Annotated in this window: 20 protein-coding genes; 12 read left to right on the top strand and 8 right to left on the bottom strand. The window is 72.0% G+C overall.

The annotated features are described in order from the left end of the window. Window positions 1-29 precede the first annotated feature (29 nt). Window positions 30-620 (top strand): DUF4232 domain-containing protein, encoded by a 591-nt coding sequence (locus MUY22_RS08285; protein ID WP_247058675.1) that lies wholly within the window; start codon window positions 30-32, stop codon window positions 618-620. 228 nt (window positions 621-848) lie between these two features. Here the strand turns inward: MUY22_RS08285 and MUY22_RS08280 are convergent, their stop codons facing one another. After that, window positions 849-1,832, bottom strand: coding sequence for a small ribosomal subunit Rsm22 family protein (locus tag MUY22_RS08280; protein ID WP_247058674.1), 984 nt, complete (start codon window positions 1,830-1,832; stop codon window positions 849-851). 411 nt (window positions 1,833-2,243) lie between these two features. Between MUY22_RS08280 and MUY22_RS08275 the strand changes: the two genes are divergently transcribed. Genes MUY22_RS08275 through MUY22_RS08265 form a run of 3 tightly spaced genes read left to right on the top strand, consistent with a single transcriptional unit; the run spans window position 2,244 to window position 4,321 of the window. Continuing rightward, on the top strand, window positions 2,244-2,669 hold the full coding sequence (locus MUY22_RS08275; RefSeq protein WP_247058673.1) for a YciI family protein: 426 nt from the start codon (window positions 2,244-2,246) through the stop codon (window positions 2,667-2,669). Then, window positions 2,669-3,016, top strand: coding sequence for a YciI family protein (locus MUY22_RS08270; RefSeq protein ID WP_247058672.1), 348 nt, complete (start codon window positions 2,669-2,671; stop codon window positions 3,014-3,016). Before MUY22_RS08275 ends, MUY22_RS08270 begins: the two co-directional genes overlap by 1 nt. Before the next feature lie 39 nt (window positions 3,017-3,055). Beyond that, complete coding sequence (locus MUY22_RS08265; protein ID WP_247058671.1) at window positions 3,056-4,321, top strand: RNA polymerase sigma factor; 1,266 nt, start codon at window positions 3,056-3,058, stop codon at window positions 4,319-4,321. Here MUY22_RS08265 and MUY22_RS08260 read toward each other — a convergent pair. The 4 genes from MUY22_RS08260 to MUY22_RS08245 all read right to left on the bottom strand — a co-directional run bounded on the left by MUY22_RS08260 (window position 4,318) and on the right by MUY22_RS08245 (window position 8,327). Beyond that, the gene (locus MUY22_RS08260) at window positions 4,318-5,181 is read right to left on the bottom strand and encodes a thermonuclease family protein (protein WP_247058670.1); all 864 of its coding nucleotides are present in this window, start codon (window positions 5,179-5,181) and stop codon (window positions 4,318-4,320) included. The two genes, MUY22_RS08265 and MUY22_RS08260, sit on opposite strands and share 4 nt — an antisense overlap. Window positions 5,182-5,284: 103 nt before the next feature. Beyond that, the gene (locus MUY22_RS08255; protein WP_247058669.1) at window positions 5,285-5,842 is read right to left on the bottom strand and encodes an HD family hydrolase; all 558 of its coding nucleotides are present in this window, start codon (window positions 5,840-5,842) and stop codon (window positions 5,285-5,287) included. Between the two features lie 9 nt (window positions 5,843-5,851). Next, window positions 5,852-7,543, bottom strand: coding sequence for an L-lactate permease (locus MUY22_RS08250; protein WP_247058668.1), 1,692 nt, complete (start codon window positions 7,541-7,543; stop codon window positions 5,852-5,854). Between the two features lies 1 nt (window position 7,544). Continuing rightward, entirely contained in the window at window positions 7,545-8,327 is a 783-nt protein-coding gene (locus MUY22_RS08245; protein WP_247058667.1) for an IclR family transcriptional regulator, read from the bottom strand. Between the two features lie 339 nt (window positions 8,328-8,666). Between MUY22_RS08245 and MUY22_RS08240 the strand changes: the two genes are divergently transcribed. From MUY22_RS08240 to MUY22_RS08215, 6 genes are all read left to right on the top strand, one after another. Then, on the top strand, window positions 8,667-9,887 hold the full coding sequence (locus tag MUY22_RS08240) for a MurT ligase domain-containing protein (RefSeq protein WP_247058666.1): 1,221 nt from the start codon (window positions 8,667-8,669) through the stop codon (window positions 9,885-9,887). After that, window positions 9,880-10,602 (top strand): type 1 glutamine amidotransferase, encoded by a 723-nt coding sequence (locus tag MUY22_RS08235; protein ID WP_247058665.1) that lies wholly within the window; start codon window positions 9,880-9,882, stop codon window positions 10,600-10,602. The genes MUY22_RS08240 and MUY22_RS08235 overlap by 8 nt, the downstream gene beginning before the upstream one ends. Before the next feature lie 230 nt (window positions 10,603-10,832). Beyond that, window positions 10,833-12,227 (top strand): cell wall metabolism sensor histidine kinase WalK, encoded by a 1,395-nt coding sequence (locus MUY22_RS08230; protein WP_247058664.1) that lies wholly within the window; start codon window positions 10,833-10,835, stop codon window positions 12,225-12,227. A 1-nt stretch (window position 12,228) separates the two neighbouring features. After that, window positions 12,229-12,903, top strand: coding sequence for a response regulator transcription factor (locus MUY22_RS08225; protein WP_247058663.1), 675 nt, complete (start codon window positions 12,229-12,231; stop codon window positions 12,901-12,903). 194 nt (window positions 12,904-13,097) lie between these two features. Then, window positions 13,098-13,607, top strand: coding sequence for a GvpL/GvpF family gas vesicle protein (locus MUY22_RS08220; protein WP_247058662.1), 510 nt, complete (start codon window positions 13,098-13,100; stop codon window positions 13,605-13,607). 80 nt (window positions 13,608-13,687) lie between these two features. Beyond that, window positions 13,688-14,503 (top strand): NHL repeat-containing protein, encoded by an 816-nt coding sequence (locus MUY22_RS08215; RefSeq protein ID WP_247063756.1) that lies wholly within the window; start codon window positions 13,688-13,690, stop codon window positions 14,501-14,503. Here MUY22_RS08215 and MUY22_RS08210 read toward each other — a convergent pair. From MUY22_RS08210 to MUY22_RS08200, 3 genes are read right to left on the bottom strand one after another with little or no spacing between them, the layout of a single operon-like run. Next, window positions 14,500-14,901, bottom strand: a complete 402-nt coding sequence (locus MUY22_RS08210) for a CoA-binding protein (protein WP_247058661.1) — start codon at window positions 14,899-14,901, stop codon at window positions 14,500-14,502. The two genes, MUY22_RS08215 and MUY22_RS08210, sit on opposite strands and share 4 nt — an antisense overlap. A gap of 23 nt (window positions 14,902-14,924) precedes the next feature. Beyond that, entirely contained in the window at window positions 14,925-15,494 is a 570-nt protein-coding gene (locus MUY22_RS08205) for a hypothetical protein (RefSeq protein WP_247058660.1), read from the bottom strand. 56 nt (window positions 15,495-15,550) lie between these two features. Continuing rightward, window positions 15,551-16,054 carry a VOC family protein gene (locus MUY22_RS08200; RefSeq protein WP_247058659.1) on the bottom strand — a complete coding sequence of 168 codons (504 nt, stop codon included), beginning with the start codon at window positions 16,052-16,054 and terminating at the stop codon, window positions 15,551-15,553. Window positions 16,055-16,194: 140 nt separating this feature from the next. Between MUY22_RS08200 and MUY22_RS08195 the strand changes: the two genes are divergently transcribed. Both MUY22_RS08195 and MUY22_RS08190 read left to right on the top strand, forming a co-directional pair. Beyond that, complete coding sequence (locus MUY22_RS08195) at window positions 16,195-16,992, top strand: 2-keto-4-pentenoate hydratase (protein ID WP_247058658.1); 798 nt, start codon at window positions 16,195-16,197, stop codon at window positions 16,990-16,992. Then, window positions 16,989-17,750, top strand: coding sequence for a 2-keto-4-pentenoate hydratase (locus tag MUY22_RS08190; protein ID WP_247058657.1), 762 nt, complete (start codon window positions 16,989-16,991; stop codon window positions 17,748-17,750). The genes MUY22_RS08195 and MUY22_RS08190 overlap by 4 nt, the downstream gene beginning before the upstream one ends. Window positions 17,751-17,812 lie beyond the last annotated feature (62 nt).

The raw sequence follows: 17,812 nt of genomic DNA, 5'->3' as shown, positions 1-17,812 counted from the left end.
CCGGCTTTCCGGACACAGGGAGGAATGTCATGAAGCGCATCTTGACGGGGATCGGGGCCGCGGCGGGGATGGCCGCGCTGACCGCTTGTGGCGCGGCGGGGGCCGCGACGCAGCCGTCGTCCGGAGCGGCGGGGGCCGCGGGGACGGCCGGGGGCGCCGTGGCTCCGGCCGCGTCCACCGCGACGCCGCGCTGCACCACGGCCGACCTGGCGGTCTCGCTGGGCAAGCCGGCCGGGAAGACCGACGCGCCGGGCCAGTTCGACGTGCCGCTGACCTACCGCAACACCTCGGACCACACGTGCGGCCTGTACGGCGTCCCGGGCGTCGATCTCCTCGGCCCGGACGACGCGACGTTCGGCCCGGTCTACCACCTGCCGCGCGAGGACAACGGCGTGAAGTACAACGAGGTCCCGGCGGGCACCACGGCGTCGGCGACGATCACGGTCCTGACGCCGTCGGAGGGCGGCGCGTCCTGGACGCCGACGTCGCTCAAGACGATCCCGCCGGGCCAGACCCAGCCGCTGACGGCCGACTGGCCGGCCGGCCTCCCGGTCCTGCGCCAGGACGCGGCGACCCACCCGGGCACCTACGTGAACGGCATCCTCGCCGACCCGGCCTGACCGGTACCGAGCGCCCCGAGGCCACCTCGGGGCGCTTGGGCCGAATGCCACGGCCTCACTCGATCGGGTGAAGCGCGAGAGCGCGCGTCATACCTGAGGCGAGGTGCCCTCTTCTTCCATGCGGCGGTAACCGGCCGGCACGCCCCCCGACTGGCCGGTTACCGCTGCGGTCTTTCCTACTCACGGTGGACCGGCTCGACGCGCAGGCACCCGTGCTCGCCGGCTCGGTCAGGTCGTCGGCCAGCCGTCGCCCCACTCGACGTCGCGGGCGGCGCGGTAGCGGGGGCCCTGCTTCTTCGACACGGCGACGCCGCTCTCGAGGCCGTCGCCTGCGGTGCAGAGGTCGAGTGCGACCCAGCCCTTGTGCTTCTTCGGGTGCCGGATGATCCGCGCGTCCGGCCGCGCCGGCGTGAACCGCCCGGCGACGACGTAGGCGAACTTCTCGTCCTCGAACCCGAGCGTGGCGGTCTTCATCCGGCGGTGCAGGTTGGACCGCGGCAGCCGCGCGGCGAAGTGGCACCAGTCCTTGCCGGGCGTGATCGGGCACTCGCCGTCGTGCGGACACGGCGCGACGACCTGCAGGCCGAGCGCGATGAGCTGGGCGCGCGCGGCCCGGATCCGCTCGTAACCGGCCGGCGTGCCGGGCTCGACCACCGCGACGGCCCCGGCTTTCGCGGCGAGCCACCGGACGACGTCTTCGCGGTCCGCCTCCGGCAGCTCGCCGAGGACGTAGGACAGCGTCACGAGGTCCGCTTCCGGCGCGGGCGCGGCCGGGTCGACGAGCTCGCGCCGCCACTCGGCGCCCCGGACGGCGGGCTTCCGCGCCCCGGCGGCCAGCCGTTTCCCGAGCCCGATGGCCCCGGCGACCTGCTCCACGACGGCGCACTTCTCGAGCGAAGGCCAGACCTCCGCGGCGGCCCAGACAGCGGCGCCGGTCCCCCCGCCGACGTCGACCTGCGTACGCGGCTCGAAGCCGGGAGCACGCGAAGCGGCTTCGGCGAGCACGGCGTGCACGGCGGCGTAGGTCGCGGGCATGCGGTAACCGGCGTAGGCCGCGACGTCGACGTCGGAGGCGAGGATCGGCGACGTGGCCGCGTCACCCTGCCGGTAGCGCGCACTGAGCCGGTCGAAGGCCTGCGTGAGCCGGTGGAGGTGGTGTTTGGCCAGCTCGTCGTCGAGCGCGGCGGAGAGATCGTCGGGGAGTACGGCCACGGCCGTCGATTCTCCCCTGACGGCGGCTCCGGCCGATCACCAGGGCTTGGCGTCCCGGTTCCTGGTTCAGCGCCACGCTCGGTCAGCGGTCCGCTCGGTCAGCGGTCCGCTCGATCAGCCGGCGGGCTCGTCCGAGCCGGGACGGGAGCCGCAGGTGATCCGCCGGACCGCCGCCGCGTTCGGGAGCCGGACCATGAACCGGCGCATCCCGTACCGCGTGATCTCGTCCAAGTCGCTCCCAGCCCGCCGCGTCCGAGCCAGCTCACGACCGCGGCCCGGGAGCCCTGTCCGGATCGTCCCGGCTCCACGCACCCTGAGCTGCTACTTTCCGGGCGCGAAAAGTTTTCCGGCGCACCCGTCGATCCGGCGTCCCGCTGTTCGACGCGTAGGCAGAAGCGAGAGGAGACCGCGATGCGGTTCATGGTCATCGTCAAGGCGTCGGAGGAGTTCGAGGGCGGGCAGGGTCCCAGCGCCGAGCTGCTGGAAGAGATGGCGAAGTTCAACGAAGAGATGCTGAAGGCCGGCATCCTGCTCGCCGGCGAGGGGCTCACGCCGAGCTCGCAGGGCGCGCGCATCGTGTTCTCCGGCAAGGAGGAGCCCAAGGTCGTCGACGGGCCGTTCGCCGAGACCAAGGAGCTCGTCGGCGGCTTCTGGATCCTGCAGGTCCGCAACCGCGAAGAGGCGGTCGAGTGGATCAAGCGGATGCCGAACACCGACGGCTCGACCCACGAGGTCGAGATCCGGCGCGTCGCCGAGGCGGCCGACTTCGACAACCTGAGCCCGGAGGTCGCCGAGATCGAGGCGCAGCTGCGCGCGAAGACGTCCGGGGAGGCGTGATGCGCTTCCTGGTGATGGTCAAGTCGAGCCCAGAGTCGGAAACGGGCGCGCCGCCGAACGCCGTCCTGCTCGAAGAGATGGCGAAGTTCAACGAGGAACTGCTGGCCGACGACCGGATCGTGCTGGCCGAGGGGCTCACCGCCAGCGCGGAAGGCGTGCGCGTCCTGTTCGAAGGCGACGCGGAACCGAAGCTCATCGACGGGCCGTTCGCGGAGTCGAAGGAGCTCGTCGCCGGGGTGTGGGTGCTCAACGGCGAATCGCTCGACGACGTCGTCGAGCTGATGAAGCGGGCGCCGAACCCGGAGGAGCAGGGCGGCGTGATCGAGATCCGCCCCATCGCCGAGTAGTGGGTTGCACCGGGCGGGCGCAGCCTGTCTGATGGCCGGGTGACGGTAGCGGACACCCGGAGCACGGTCGAAGCGGTTTGGCGGATCGAGTCGCCGCGGCTCATCGCGGGCTTGGCCCGGATGGCCCGCGGCGACGTGGGGCTCGCCGAGGAGCTGGCGCAGGACGCGCTCGTCGCGGCGCTGGAGCAGTGGCCGGAGTCCGGCGTGCCGCGCAACCCCGGCGCGTGGCTGATGACCACCGCGAAACGCCGCGCCGTCGACCAGTTCCGCCGCAACGAGCGGTACGCCGAGAAGCTCGTGGAGGTCGGCCGCGACCAGCAGGTCGGCGAGGGCGTGCTGCCGGACTTCGACGCGGCGCTCGACGACCACATCGAGGACGACCTGCTGCGGCTGCTGTTCGTCGCGTGCCACCCGGTGCTCAACACCCAGGCGCGCGTCGCGCTGACGCTGCGGATGCTCGGCGGCCTGACGACCGACGAGATCGCGCGCGCCTTCCTCGTCCGCGAGTCGACGATCGCGCAGCGGATCGTCCGCGCGAAGAAGGCCCTCGCGGCGGCGAAGGTCCCGTTCGAGGTGCCCGAAGGCGACGAGCGGGTCGCCCGGGTGTCGTCCGTGCTCGAGGTGCTCTACCTGGTGTTCAACGAGGGTTATTCGGCCACCCGCGGCGACGACTGGATGCGCCCGGCGCTGTGCGAGGAGGCCATGCGGCTCGGCCGCGTGCTGGCCGGGCTGATGCCGGGCGAGTCCGAGGTGCACGGCCTCGTCGCGCTGATGGAACTGCAGTCGTCCCGGTCGAAGGCCCGTACCGGCCCGGCCGGCGAGCCGGTGCTGCTGCTGGACCAGGACCGCGCCCGCTGGGACCGGCTGCTGATCCAGCACGGCCTCGCCGCGCTGACGCTGTCGGAGCAGATCGCCGAAGGCGCGTACGGCCCGTATTCGGCCCAGGCGGCGATCGCGGCCTGCCACGCGCGCGCCCGCAAGGCCGACGAGACGGACTGGGCGCGCATCGCGGCGCTCTACGAAGGACTCGGCAAGCTCCAGCCGTCCCCGGTGGTCGAGCTGAACCGCGGGGTCGCGGTGGCGATGGCGTACGGCCCCGAGGCGGGCCTGGCGGTCGTCGACGCGGTGGCCGACGAGCCGGCGCTGAAGGACTACCACCTCCTGCCGAGCGTCCGCGGCGACCTGCTGCGCAAACTGGGCCGGCTGGAAGAGGCCGAGCAGGAGTTCCGCCGCGCGGCGGAGATGACGGAGAACGCCCGAGAGCGAGCCCTGCTCCTGTCCCGCGCGACGGCGGTCGGTCGCTAGGCCTCGATGAACACGATCTGTTCCGGTGGCATCGTCAGCTTCACGCTCTGCCGTTTCACCTCCACCAGCGTCGAGAGCTCCGTGGCGTGGCCGCCGGGGACCGTGAACAGGCGGTCGTTCCTCGTGTCCAGGAAATGCGCGAAACCCGACAGGGACGCGCCGCCCGTTTCGTCGAGGACCAGGTAGTCGGCCAGCCTGCGGAACAGTTTCGGCAGCAGGACCAGGTCGTCGCTCAGCTGGGCGCGGTTGCTCAGCTTGAAGCCCGACGTCGTGACGTCCGACGCCCACACGCCGCTGCCGGACTTCCGGGCCGCGACCGCCGCGTCCGACAGGGCCTGGCGGAGATCCGGGTACAGCAGCGAATAGAACGTCGGGTACGCCAGGCCTTCGGTGATCATCCGGAAGTTGACGGAGTTCTTGAGCTGCTTGACGTCCAGGTGCACGAGGCTGCCGTCGACCGAACGGCCCGGTCGTTGCCCGGGGAACGCGAACGCGACCGCGCGGCCGTACTTGTCGGCGAAACGGGTCAGAATGTGGCCGGTCACCTTGTCCGGCGTCGCCGACTTCACCTTGCCGTCGTCGGCCCGACGAACGTCGGTGAATCCCAGCACCGCGACCAGCCGGTCGGCGGCCGCCGTGCCCAGGGCGACCGGCTGGTGCAGCATCGGGCCGCCGTGCGGGCGGTAGTGCGTCTCCAGCGCGTCGATCGCGTCGAGCCGCAGCTGCATGCCGCCGCGGGAATTGAGCCGGACCTTCAGCCCGGCCTTCTTCGTCGCCTCGGGATCGTCCGGGTAGAACCGCACGGAATCGCCGTCCGGCGAAGCTCCGACGAGCTGGAACGTACCTTTGATCAGCGTCATGGGCATACGACAACGGTAGGACGCCCGGCCATTGATCCGTTCGCTTTCCACCCGGACAGACCAGTGACCACAGTGGAAACAACCGCGATACCGCCGGACGCGGTTAACGGATTTCCCGCCACGAAAGCGGGGAAAGCGCCACCGCCGCCGCGGCGATCCTGCGGGCGGTCTCCGTGGTGAGACCCGTTCGGCCGGATTCGATCCACTCGCCGACCGGCCGGACGCCGGCGTGCTGGTACTCGAGCGCCTGCAGCAGCATCTCCAGCTTGTCCGCGTCCTTGGCGCAAAGCGCTTCGGGCGATTCCCGTGACTCATATTCGTCGACGGCCGCGCGCACGACGTCTCGCGAAGACACCGGCAGCCCCGCCGTCTGGTCCGCGGTGATCTCCCGCGGTTCCGGCTTCCGCAGGTACGCCACGGCCGTGTGCGGCAGGTCGCCGGTGCGGGTTTCCTGCGTGTCGTGCCACAGTGCCAAGAACGCCGCCCGTTCCGGGGACGCGCCCTCCTCCGCCGCGAGCAACGCGGCCAGCTGCGCCGCCCGTAGGCTGTGCTCGCCGACCGACTCCGGGTCGCGGACGCCCGCCTGCCACCACCCCGACCGCCGGATGCGTTTCAGCACCCCGAGTTCGTAACCGAAAGCGGCCAAGGCGTCAGCACTCATGCCGCCAGCCTAGGGCGACGGGATCATCGCCGTGAGGATCGTCGCCTGCAAGAGGGAAATCACGCCCACCACCGCGGTCAGCGCGAACGACCACAGGAACGTCTGCCGCAGCAGCGAGCCCTCCTTGCCGGTCTGCCCGATCGCCGTCGCGCCGATCGACAGGTTCTGCGGCGAGATCATCTTGCCCATCACGCCGCCCGACGTGTTCGTCGCGCCGGCCAGGATCGGGTCGATGTGCAGCTGCTGGGCCGAAATCACCTGCATCGGGCCGAACAGGCTGTTCGTCGACGCGTCCGACCCGGTCAGGAACACGCCCAGCCAGCCGATGTACGCCGAGAACAGCGGGAACACCGCACCGGTCGTGGCCAGGGCGAGGCCGAGGGTCTGCGTCGCACCCGAGTAGTTCATCACGAACGCGATCGCCAGGATCATGAAGATCGTCGCGAGCGCCCAGCGCATCTGGTGCAACGTCTTGCGGTACGTCGAAAGCAGCAGCCCCGGCTTCGCGCCCATCGCGAACCCGGCGATCACCGCCGCGACCAGCGCGACCGTGCCCGGCGAGAACAGGAAGTCCACCGTGAACGTCGCCGCGTACGGCGCGTTCTTCGCGGTGATCGGCGGGTGCTGGATCACGTGGTTGTGCAGCCCCGGCCAGGCGAAGATCCAGTCGGCCTTGTGCAGCAGCTTCGTCAGGTCCAGCCACACCGGCAGGTTCTTGAAGATCGTGCCGATCCGGGTCAGGAAGATCGCCGCGATCAGGATGATGTAGGGCATCCACGCGTAGAACGCACCCCGCGAAGCCTTGGCCGCGCCCAAGTTCGACGATGCGGGAACCGGCGACTCGCCCTCGAAGCGCCACACCGACGCGGGCTGCCAGAAGCGGGTCAGGATCCACAGCGCGGCCATCGCGGTGAGCGCGGCGAGGACGTCGACGAGGCTGGCGCTGATGTAGTTCGACGCCACGAACTGCATGGCCGCGAACGCCAGACCCGCGGTCAGCACGGCCGGCCACACCTCGACCATGCGCTTGAAGCCGGCCAGCACGACGACCAGGAACGCCGGGATGATCAGCGCCAGCACCGGAACCTGCCGCCCGACCATCGCCGAGAACGCGTCCGTCGCCTGCTCGGGTTTCAAGTGCATGATCGGCGCGGTCAGCCGGCCCAGCACGATCAGCGGGTTGCCGAGGCCGCCGAACGCCACCGGCGCGGTGTTCGCCAGCAACGCCAGCACGACGGCCTTCACCGGCGGGAAGCCGAGCGCCGCCATCATCGCCGCGGTGATCGCGATCGGCGACCCACCGCCGGCGACGCCTTCCAGGAGCGCGCCGAAGCCGAACGCGATCAGCAGCGCCTGCAGCCGCCGGTCCTCGCTGAACCCGGCCAGCACCCGCTTGATCGAGTCGAACCGGCCGGTCGCGACCGTGACGTTGTGGAAGTACACCGCGTGGAACGCGATCCAGGCCACCGACCAGACGCCGAACACCACGCCCATCGCCGCCGAGTCGAACGCCAGCCCGGCCGGCATCCCGTACAGCAGCAGGGCGACGCCCAGCGCGGTGACCAGGGCGAGCGCCGCCGACAGGTGCGCCGACAGGCGGACCACCCCGAGCGCCACCAGCAGCACGATGATCGGGAGCGCGGCCAGCAGCGCCGACACCCACAGCCCGCCCGCCGGCTGGTAGTCCTGGATCCAGGTCACGTCAGCTCCTTTGCCCTCGCACGTACCCGAGCCTCAGCGACAGGGCGGCGGCGGTCCCGGCCACGGAGGCACCCAGTTCGTCCAGCCGGCGCAGCACCCGCGGTGCCGGCCCGGCGACGCTGATGGCGGCGATCGGCCGGCCCGAGTGGTCGCGGACGGCGGCGGCGACGCAGCCGACGTCCGGCTCGTTCTCGACCTCGTCGATGGCCCAGCCACGACGGCACGTCCGCGCGAGCTCGTCGAGCAGCCGGTGCGGGTCGATGATCGTCTTGAGCGTGAGGGAGTCCAGCTTCATCCGGCGGACGCGCTCGGCGCGGTCGGGCTCCGGCAGCGCGGCGAGCCAGGCCTTGCCCAGCGACGTCGCGTGCTGCGGGCGCCGCGTGCCGAGGCGGCAGGCCAGGGTGACGGCGCTGGCGCTGCGTTCGGTGGCGACGTAGACCATGGTGTCGTTGTCCGGCACGGCCAGGTAGGTCGTCTCGCCGGAGCGTTCGGCGAGCGACGCGAGGTACCGCGGCGCGCACCGGTGCAGATCGGTCGCGGCCATCGCCCGGGCACCCAGTTCGACGAGCCGCGTCCCCAGCCGCACCCGGCCGGTGACCTGGTCGGCTTCGAGGTATTCGAGGTTCTTCAGGGTGCCGACGATGCGGTAGGCGGCACTGCGGGAAAGCCCCAGTTGCCGCGCGATCGCGTTGGTGGAAATCTCCTGGTGACGACCCACGTGCTCCAGCACCGCGAGCCCGCGCTCGAGAGTTCCGCTCTGTTCCAGCCCGCGCTCCGGTCCCACGTTGCCCTCCGTTGGACGTTCCGTTCCCGCTCAGCGGTACGTATTTCCGCTGGGCGGGTTTGGACGGTAACACCTCCGATGTATGCGGGGAAGATCTTGGAATAACTCGCAATAGCGCGGAATGTTAGCTCGGCTAATTGGTACAACCTCCGATGGTTAGGTTTCCTACCTAAGGCGGTTGTGGCGGCGGTCACGTCACGCTAGGCGGTGGCCCACGTTCATATCCGTGAACATTCGGCCGAACGAGTGGGCAATTCGGAGTGACCATTGGTCACCCGTGCGGAGACCGCCGTCACGCGCTCAGGAAACTCACAGCGCCTTCCGGGCACCGTCTGCGGCATGACCGTCCTGCGTACCCGCGCGTCCGTGGCCGCCGGCCGGCTGACCGCGTGGCTGTCCCGCAGCGCCGGGCTCGGCTCGGGCGGGATGATCGGCGGGCGCGTCACCCTCGCGCTCGACCCGCGGGCGCTGCGCCGCCTCGGCCGGGAACGCACCGTCGTGCTCGTCACCGGCACCAACGGCAAGACGACGACGTCGCTGATGCTCACCCGCGCGCTCGAAGCGCTGGCCGAGGTCGCCTCCAACGGCGACGGCGCGAACATGCCCGACGGCGTCCTCGCCGCGCTCACCGCCCGCCCGGACGCGCCGTACGCGGTCCTCGAAGTCGACGAGACCTACGTGCCGCAGGTCGCGGACCAGGTCCAGCCCGCGGTCCTGGTGCTGCTCAACCTGAGCCGCGACCAGCTCGACCGGGTCGGCGAGGTCCGCGCGACCGAACGCGACCTGCGCGCCGCGATCGCCGCGCTGCCCGGCACGCTGGTCGTCGCCAACTGCGACGACGTCCTCGTGACGTCCGCCGCGAGCGCGGCCGCGAAGCCGGTGTGGGTGAGCACGGGCCGCCGCTGGACCGGCGACGCGACCGCGTGCCCGCGTTGCGAAGGCCTGATCGCCGAGACCGACCGGCACTGGAGCTGCGGCTGCGGCCTGAGCCGCCCGGAACCCAGCTGGACGCTCGAAGGCGACCTCGTCCGCACGCCCGGTGGCCGCCAGGTCGACCTCGACCTGCGGCTGCCCGGCGACGCGAACCGCGGGAACGCCGCGCTCGCGCTGGCCGCGGCGCACCGGCTCGGCGTGCCGCCGCACACCGCCGCGGCCCGGCTGCGGACCATCACCGACATCGGCGGGCGCTACCGCACGGTCCGCCGGACCCGCCATTCCGTGCGGCTGATGCTGGCGAAGAACCCGGCCGGCTGGGTGGAAACCCTGCGCGTGCTGGACGAAGACACGCCGGTGGTGGTCGCGGTCAACGCCCAGGAGGCCGACGGGCGCGACCTGTCCTGGCTCTGGGACGTCCACTTCGAACGGCTGCGCGGGCGCCAGGTCGTCGTCACCGGCGAACGCTGCGCCGACCTGGCCGTCCGGCTCTGCTACGCCGAGGTGGCGCACTGGGCCGAACCGGACCCGGTCGCCGCGATCGACACGCTGCCGCCCGGCGCGGTCGAGCTGGTCGCCAACTACACCGCGTTCCGCGACCTGGTCGGCAGGCTGCCCGGTGGCTGAGTCGATCGTCCACATTGGACTGCTGCTGCCCGAGGTGCTCGGCACCTACGGCGATTCCGGCAACGCGCAGGTGCTGTGCAAACGGCTGCAGTGGCGCGGTTTCGACGCCGAGGTCGTGCCGGTCGGGCTCGGCGTGCCGGTGCCGTCCACTTTGGACCTCTACCTGCTCGGCGGCGGCGAGGACGGCGCGCAGGTGCTGGCCGCCGCGCACCTGCGGAAGTACCCCGGGCTGCGGCGCGCGGTGGCCCAGGGTGCCGTGGTGTTCGGCGTCTGCGCCGGGCTGCAGGTGCTCGGCACCCGCTTCCGCGGCCTCGACGGCGTCGACCACGACGGCCTCGGCCTGCTCGACGTCACCACCGAACCCGGCGAGCGCCGGTCGGTCGCCGAGCTGGTCGCGACGTCGTCCGCGCTCCTGGGGAACTCGCCGCTGACCGGTTTCGAGAACCACTTGGGCGTCAGCAAGCTCGGCGCCGACAGCGTCCCGCTGGGCCAGGTCGTGCGCGGCACCGGCAACGGCGACGGCACCGAGGGCGCGGTGACCGACCGGGTCATCGGCACCTACCTGCACGGCCCGGCGCTCGCCCGCAACCCGGCGCTCGCGGACCTGCTGCTCGCCTGGACGGCCGGGCACCCGCTGCCGGCGTTGCCGGTGCCCGAGGTCGACCGGCTGCGCGGGGAGCGGCTCACCACTTCGCGCCGCCGCCGGACGTCGTGACCCGTGTGCCCCGAGCCGGGGACGCCACCCCGGCGACCCGGCTCCGCCTCTGGTCAGCGCGCACCTCGGCCGCCGCTGTCGGCCACCCGCCGGCGCCCCAATGTGGCGTTCGGTGCATCCAACGCACCCAACGCCACATTGGGTGCGTCCAGCGCACCCAACGCCACATTGGGGCGCTCGGGGCGCGCCGCAGCCGGGCTTCGCGGCCGCGTCGTGGTTACGCTGAGTTGGTGAAACTGGGCAAGGTGATCGCCGCGACCGGCGTCCGGATGCGCACCACCGCGGTGGCGGTGTTCGCGCTCGCGCTGGCCATCGCGGCGGCGCTCGCGATCGTCGTCGTGCTGCTGGAGGAGTCGCTCGACCGGAGCGTCACCGAGAGTGCCCGCAGCACCGGCCGCCAGGTCGCGATCCAGCTCGTCCGGGAAGGCGCGCGGGACCTGAGCGCGAGCGACGTCGCGAGCACCGGCGACACCGAAGCCGTCACGCAGGTGCTCAACGCCCAGGGCCAGCCGATCGCGAGCGACCCGGCGATCGTCGGGCACCCGCCGCTGACGTCCGCCCGCCCGACGATCGGGCACGAAACCGTCGAGACGCTCCCGCTCGGTCTCAACGGCGACGGCGACGACTACCGCGTCGTCTCCCAGGAGGTGAACGGGCCGGGCGGGCCGTTCACGGTGATCTCCGCGCGCTCGCTGGAACCGGTGACGGAGGCGTCGACGCGGCTGACGTTGCTGCTCGGCCTGATCGCCGTCCCGCTGCTGGCCATCTCCGGTCTCGCCGTCTACCGCGCGGTCGGCTCCGCTCTGCGGCCGGTCGAGCGGATGCGCCGGACCGTCGCCGAGATCTCGACGCGCGACCTCGAAGCCCGCGTCCCGTTGCCGCCGGGTGGCGACGAGGTGCACCGGCTTGCCGTGACGCTGAACGAAATGCTCGGCCGGCTCGCGTCCGCGCAGGCGGCGCAACGCCGGTTCGTCGCGGACGCCAGCCACGAGCTCCGGTCGCCGCTCTCGACGATCAGCACCGCGCTCGACGTCTCCGGCCGGCACCCGGAGAGCACCGAGGAGCTGGTGCCGGTGATCGCCCGCGAGACCGCGCGGCTGCGCGAACTGGTCGACGACCTGCTGATGCTCGCCCGCACCGACGACGCCACCGACCGGCCGTCGCGCACCGAGGTCGACCTCGACGACATCGTCCGCGCCGAAGCCGAACGCGTGCGCGGCGAATGCGCGCTCGACGTCGAAGTCCGGGCCGGCCCGGCGAAGGTCTACGGCAGTGAGGCCCAGCTGCGCCGCGCCGTGCGCAACCTCGTCGACAACGCGCGCGGCCACGCGCGGGACCGGATCCGCGTCGCCAGCTCGGTGCACGGCGACCTCGCCGTCGTCGAGGTGAGCGACGACGGCCCCGGCGTCGGCGAGGCCGACCGCGACCGGATCTTCGAGCGGTTCGTCCGGCTCGACGCGTCCCGCCAGCGCGGCCACGGCGGCACCGGGCTGGGCCTGCCGATCGTCGCCGGCATCGCGGCGCGCCACGGCGGCCGGGCGCGCTACGCCGCGTCGGGCGAACCGGGCGCGCGGTTCGTGATCGAGCTGCCCGTCATCGCCGTGCCGGAAGAGGAGGAGGACTGACGTGCGCCTGCTGATCGTGGAGGACGGGCGCGAGTTCGCGGAGACGCTTCGGCGCGGCCTGGTCGCCGAGGGGTTCACCGTGGACGTCGCGCACACCGGCAAGGACGGCCTGTGGTCGGCGACCGAGCAGGAGTACGACGTCATCGTGCTCGACATCATGCTGCCCGAGCTGTCCGGCTACGAGGTGCTCAAACGCCTGCGGGCGGCCGAGAACTGGACGCCGGTGCTGATGCTGACCGCGAAGGACGGCGAGTACGACGAGGCCGACGCGTTCGACCTCGGCGCCGACGACTACCTGTCGAAACCGTTCTCGTTCGTCGTGCTCATCGCCCGGCTGCGGGCCCTGCTCCGGCGCGGTGCCCCGGCCCGCCCGGCCGTGCTGGAGGCCGGTGACCTGCGGCTCGACCCGTCGGCCCGTACTGTCCACAGAGGACAAAAGCGGATCGAGCTGACCGCGCGCGAGTTCGGGCTGCTGGAGTTCCTGCTGCGCCGGGCGGGCACCGCGCTGACGAAGAACGAGATCCTCGGCCACGTCTGGGACGCGCACTACGACGGCGACGAGAACGTCGTCGAGGTCTACATCGGCTACCTCCGCCGCAAGATCGACGTGCCGTTCGGCACCCACACCATCGAAACGGTCCGCGGGGTCGGTTATCGGCTGGCCGGTGGAAATTAACCGGAATCACCTTTTCGGCGCAGTCACCGCCAACCGGGTGGCCGAACTCGGCGAACCGGTGAAAACCACGGTGTGAACGGCATTAGTGCTGCGGCGCCGACGTTGCTACGGTGACGGTCCGGCCGGCGAAGGAGCCGATTTCCCGCAGTTTCGCCGCGGTGTCGAGAGCAATTGTCGAACGAGAACGGAGAACCGTGGCGCTGCAGTTGTTCGGGGTGGTCCGGGCCGGTCATCCGAGGGTGCCGCGCGCGGTGCGCTGGGAGGACATCGCGATGGTCGTCGGCGAGGCGCCCGCCGACCCGGACCCGGCCGCGCACCTGGCCGTGGTGTCGTCGCTCGTCGAAGGTGGCCCGGTGCTGCCCGCCCGGTTCGGCGCGGTCGCGGAGGACGAAGAGGCCGTCCGCCGCGAGGTGCTCGCCCCGGCCGCCGACGAGTACCGCGCCGACCTCGCGCGCCTCGACGGCCTGGCCGAGGTGCACGTCTGCCTGCGGTTCGGCGACTCCGTGTCGGGGGTGGGCCTGCTCGCGGAGGTGGCGGAACGGGCCCGCGACTCGGTGTCGCTGCCGGCGGGGGAGCACGCCGACGAGCGCTGGGCGTTCCTGGTGGGCTTGGGCGACCTGCTCGTCGTCCGGGAGGCGGTCGCCGGGCACGGCGCCGACTGGCTCGGGCCGCTGCCCGCGTACAGCTTCGTCGACCGGCGGTGAGCGACGGCGGAACACTTGCTGAACAGTCCTGACGTAGCTGGTCACGGTGGCCTTTTGTCGGTGATCCTGACGCCGTGGCCATGATCGCGACCCGCACCGACCAGCAGACCCCGCCGCCGGAGTACCGCGGCGCGTTCGGCCGCGTCGGCCCCGGGCCGGGGCAGTTCGCCGGCCCGGCCGGGATCACGGTCGACGCGCGCGGGCAGCTGTGGGTGGCCGACACCGGCAACGACCGCGTCCAGGCGTTCACCCGCGACGGCAAGCTCGTGCGCGTGCTGGCCGGGCGGCTCAAGGCACCGGAAGCCGTCGCGGTCGACGCGGCGGGCAACGTCTACGTCGCCGACACCGGCAACCACCGCGTCGCGCAGTACGCGTGGTGGGGCGGGTTCGTCCGGGAGTTCGGCACCGGCGAGCTCGGCAGCCCGTGCGGCATCGCGCTCGATTCGGCCGGCCGTCTGCTCGTCGCCGACCCCGGGCACCAGCGCGTCGCGCGCTTCGACACCCGCACCGGCGGGGCGCTGAGCGACATCACCGAGAAGGTCGGCTGCCCGCGCGGCATCGCCGGCGACGGCGCGGGCGGTGTCTGGATCGTCCACAACGGACATCCGGCGGACGGCGACGTCGCGGTCGTGCGGTACAACGCCGACGGCCGGGCCATCGGGTCCATCGGGTGCGGCCGGGCCGGCGCGGCGGACGTCGCCGTGACCGCGTCGGGCGACGCGTACGTGACGTCGCCGGACCACGGCCGGATCACGCGGTTCGACACCACCGGCTCGTGCCACGTGGAGTTCGGCTCGGACGCGCTCGGCGCCCCGTTCGGCGTGGCCGTCGACGCGACCGGCGGGATCTGGGTCACCGACGCCGGGCACCACCGCGTCGTCAGCTTCGGCGGCTAGCTCTTCGAGATCGACGCTGTCGCGCGGACCACCGCGGTGCAGCGGTTCTGCACGAACTCCAGCCCGCCCTCCTCGGCGATGCGGCGCGCCTCGGCGGAGGTGATGCCCTGCTGCAGCCACAATGCCTTGGCGCCGATCTCGACGGCGTCGCGCGCGATCCCCGGCGCCTCGGCGGACGGGCGGAAGACGTCGACCAGGTCGACCGGCTCGGGGATGTCCTTCAAGGACCGGTAGACCTTCTCTCCGAGCAGCTCGGTCGCGGTCGGGTGGACCGGGATGATGCGGAAGCCGTGGGCCTGCAGCACCGCCGGCACGCCGTGCGCGGCCTTGGCCGGGTCGCGGCTCAGGCCGACGACCGCGATCGTCTTCGCGTTCGCCAAGATCTCTTCAGCGTTCATGCGGGTGGAACGCCCGGCGTGCGTCAAAGCTTCCAGAGCCGCAGGCCGCGGACGCGGTAGACGGGCCAGAGCACGTGCCACGGCTTCCGGTGGGCGAACGTCGCGCAGCAGGTCAGGATGTTGCGCGCGGACGTCGTCGACACCTCGTGCCGGTCCGGCCACGCCTCGCCCTTGGCGCCGACGGCGATGCGGAACACCGTCAGCAGGCCGCGGCCCTGCAGGTCGTACTTGGCGCCGGTGTCGCCGGAGTCGGGGGCGAGTTCGAGGATCTCGGCCCCGAAGGCGCGCGCGATCCCGGACGCCCCGCTGGGGACCGCGCCGACGCTGCGGGTGATCGCCTTGCCGTGCAGCCGCCGGGCGTAGCGGGCGAGCAGCAGCCGTTCCCACAGCGGGAGGACGCGGCGGTGCGCGAGCAACGCGGCGCACTCGTCGTGACCGATCGCGAAGATGCTCTCCACGTCGTCGTAGCTGCCGTACTCCGCGGGCTCGTTCAGGTGCAGCCGCACCTCGAACCGGGTGCGGGCGGTGAGCTCGTCGAGGTGCTCACGGCGGTCGAGCCGGGCCTTCGCGCGGGAAAGCGACCAATCGGCCATCGGACCTCCAGACGTCGCGGACAGGGTAGATCGCCCGCGACGTCCAGACCACGCTTTCAGCCGATCTTCTCGCCGTACATCTCGCCCAGCGGGTCGGAGATCAGCTCGACGCGGGCGCCGTCGGGGTCGGCCAGGTAGATCGACGTCTCGCTCTCGAGCAGGTACTGCACGCCGGCTTCGTCGAGCTTGTCCTTGATGACGCTCCACCGCTCCGGCGTGACGGACAGCGCGAGGTGGTGCAGTCCGCCGAGGACCTCCGCGTACGGGCCGAGGTCCAGGCCGGGCAGGTCGAAGAAGGCGACCGCGTTGCCGTTGCCGACGTCGAAGAAGAAGTGGCTGGAGCCGGGGTAGTCGCGGTTCTCGATCAGCTCGGTGAGCGGGAAGCCGAGGATGTCCTGGTAGAACCCGATGGTCCGCTCGACGTCGCTGGAGATCAGCGCGGTGTGGTGGATGCCGCGGCCGTTGGTTTCGGGCCGGTCGGCGGCCGGGCGCAGGTGGCGCTCGCGCAGCTCGTCACGGACCTCGGCGAGCTTGGTGACCTCGGCCTGTGTCGGTGCCATGTCCTTCACGTCCCTTCTCGGTGGTGGTGTCAAAGCTACGCTCGATTTATCTCTCGCGCAAGAGGTTGTCTGGCGAGAGTTCCGCTGGGTGGAACACCCGGGCTTGTGTGCGGCTGCCGCCGAGGGCAGAGTTCCCGAGCGTGGACGCCAGCAGAGTGCAGGAGGCCGCCGCCGTTCTGGCCGGGGCCTACGCGACGCGCGAGCCGATCGAGCCGCTGATCAAGACCTTCCCGGAGGCGACCGTCGAGGACGCCTACCGGATCCAGCAGGAGCAGGTGCGGCACTGGACGGCCGCGGGTGACGCCGTCCGCGGGCACAAGGTCGGCCTCGCGTCGGCGGCGATGCAGCGGCAGATGGGCGTCGACCAGCCCGACTACGGGCACCTGACCGGCAGCATGTTCCACCTCGAGCACCAGCCGATCCCGACGTCGGCGTTCCTGCAGCCGCGGATCGAGCCGGAGATCGCGTTCGTGCTCGGGTCGGCGTTGCGCGGCCCCGGCGTCACCGTCGCCGACGCCGTGCGAGCGGTTGATTTTGTGCTGCCGTCGCTGGAGATCGTCGACTCGCGGATCCAGGACTGGAAGATCACGCTGTTCGACACGATCGCGGACAACGCGTCGTCCGGCGGCGTGGTGCTGGGCAGCAGCCCGACGGCGCTGGGTGCGGTAGACCTGCGGCTGGCCGGTTGTGTGCTCTACCAGAACGGGTCGATCGCGGCGACCGGCGCGGGCGGTGCGGTGCTCGGGTCGCCGTTGAACTCGCTGGTGTGGCTGGCGAACACGGTCGGCCCGCTGGGCGTCACGCTGGAACCCGGGCACGTCGTGCTGCCGGGCTCGATGACCCGCGCGATCCCGGTGTCGCCGGGCGACACGGTCGTCGCCACCATCGCCGGCATCGGCAGCGTCACCGCGGTGTTCGCCCCTTCGGAGGAATCATGAACGTGCGCGAAGCGGCGGCCGCCCTGCTGGCCACGGAGTCGGAGCGCCCGCCGCTCTCGGCGGACTGGCCGGACCTCGACGTCGACACGGCGTACGCGATCCAGGACGAGGCCCTGCGCCAGCGCCGGGCCCGCGGCGAGACGCTGATCGGCGTCAAGCTGGGCCTGACGTCCCGGGCGAAGCAGCAGCGGATGGGCATCGACTCGCCGTTGCTGGCCTGGCTGACCGACGCGATGGTGCTGCCCGCGGGGGTGCCCGTGCCGTCGTCTTCGCTGCTCCACCCGCGCGCGGAGCCGGAGCTGGTCTTCGTGCTGGGCCGTCGGCTGTCCGGCCCCGGCGTCACCGCGGCGACGGCGCTGGCCGCCGTCGACCGGGTCTACGGCGGGATGGAGATCATCGACAGCCGCTACGCGGACTACCGCTTCACCCTCCCGGACGCGGTCGCGGACAACGGCTCGTCGTCTCACTTCACCCTGGGCCCGATCGGCCTCTCACCTTCTGCCCTGGACCTCACCCTGGAAGCGGCCCTCCTGGAGGTCGACGGCCAGATCGTCGACACAGCGACGGGCGCAGCGGTCCAAGGCCACCCAGCGGAGGCCCTGGCCCTGGCCGCGAACACCCTGGCGACCCGCGGCCTGGCCTTGGAGCCGGGCTGGCTGGTCCTGACAGGCGGCATGACAGACGCAGTCCCGCTCAACCCGGGTTCCCGAGTAGCGGCCCACTTCTCCCACCTAGGCTCAGTAACCCTCTCCGCCTAACCCCGTGATGCCCCTCCAATCACGCGAGACACGCGCCCAATCACGCGAGTCACGCCCTCAAT

Origin of the sequence: Amycolatopsis sp. WQ 127309 (assembly GCF_023023025.1) — a bacterium.
Lineage (GTDB): Bacteria > Actinomycetota > Actinomycetes > Mycobacteriales > Pseudonocardiaceae > Amycolatopsis.
Note: the sequence above shows the minus strand (reverse complement) of the source record. Positions and strands in the feature narration are given on the sequence as shown.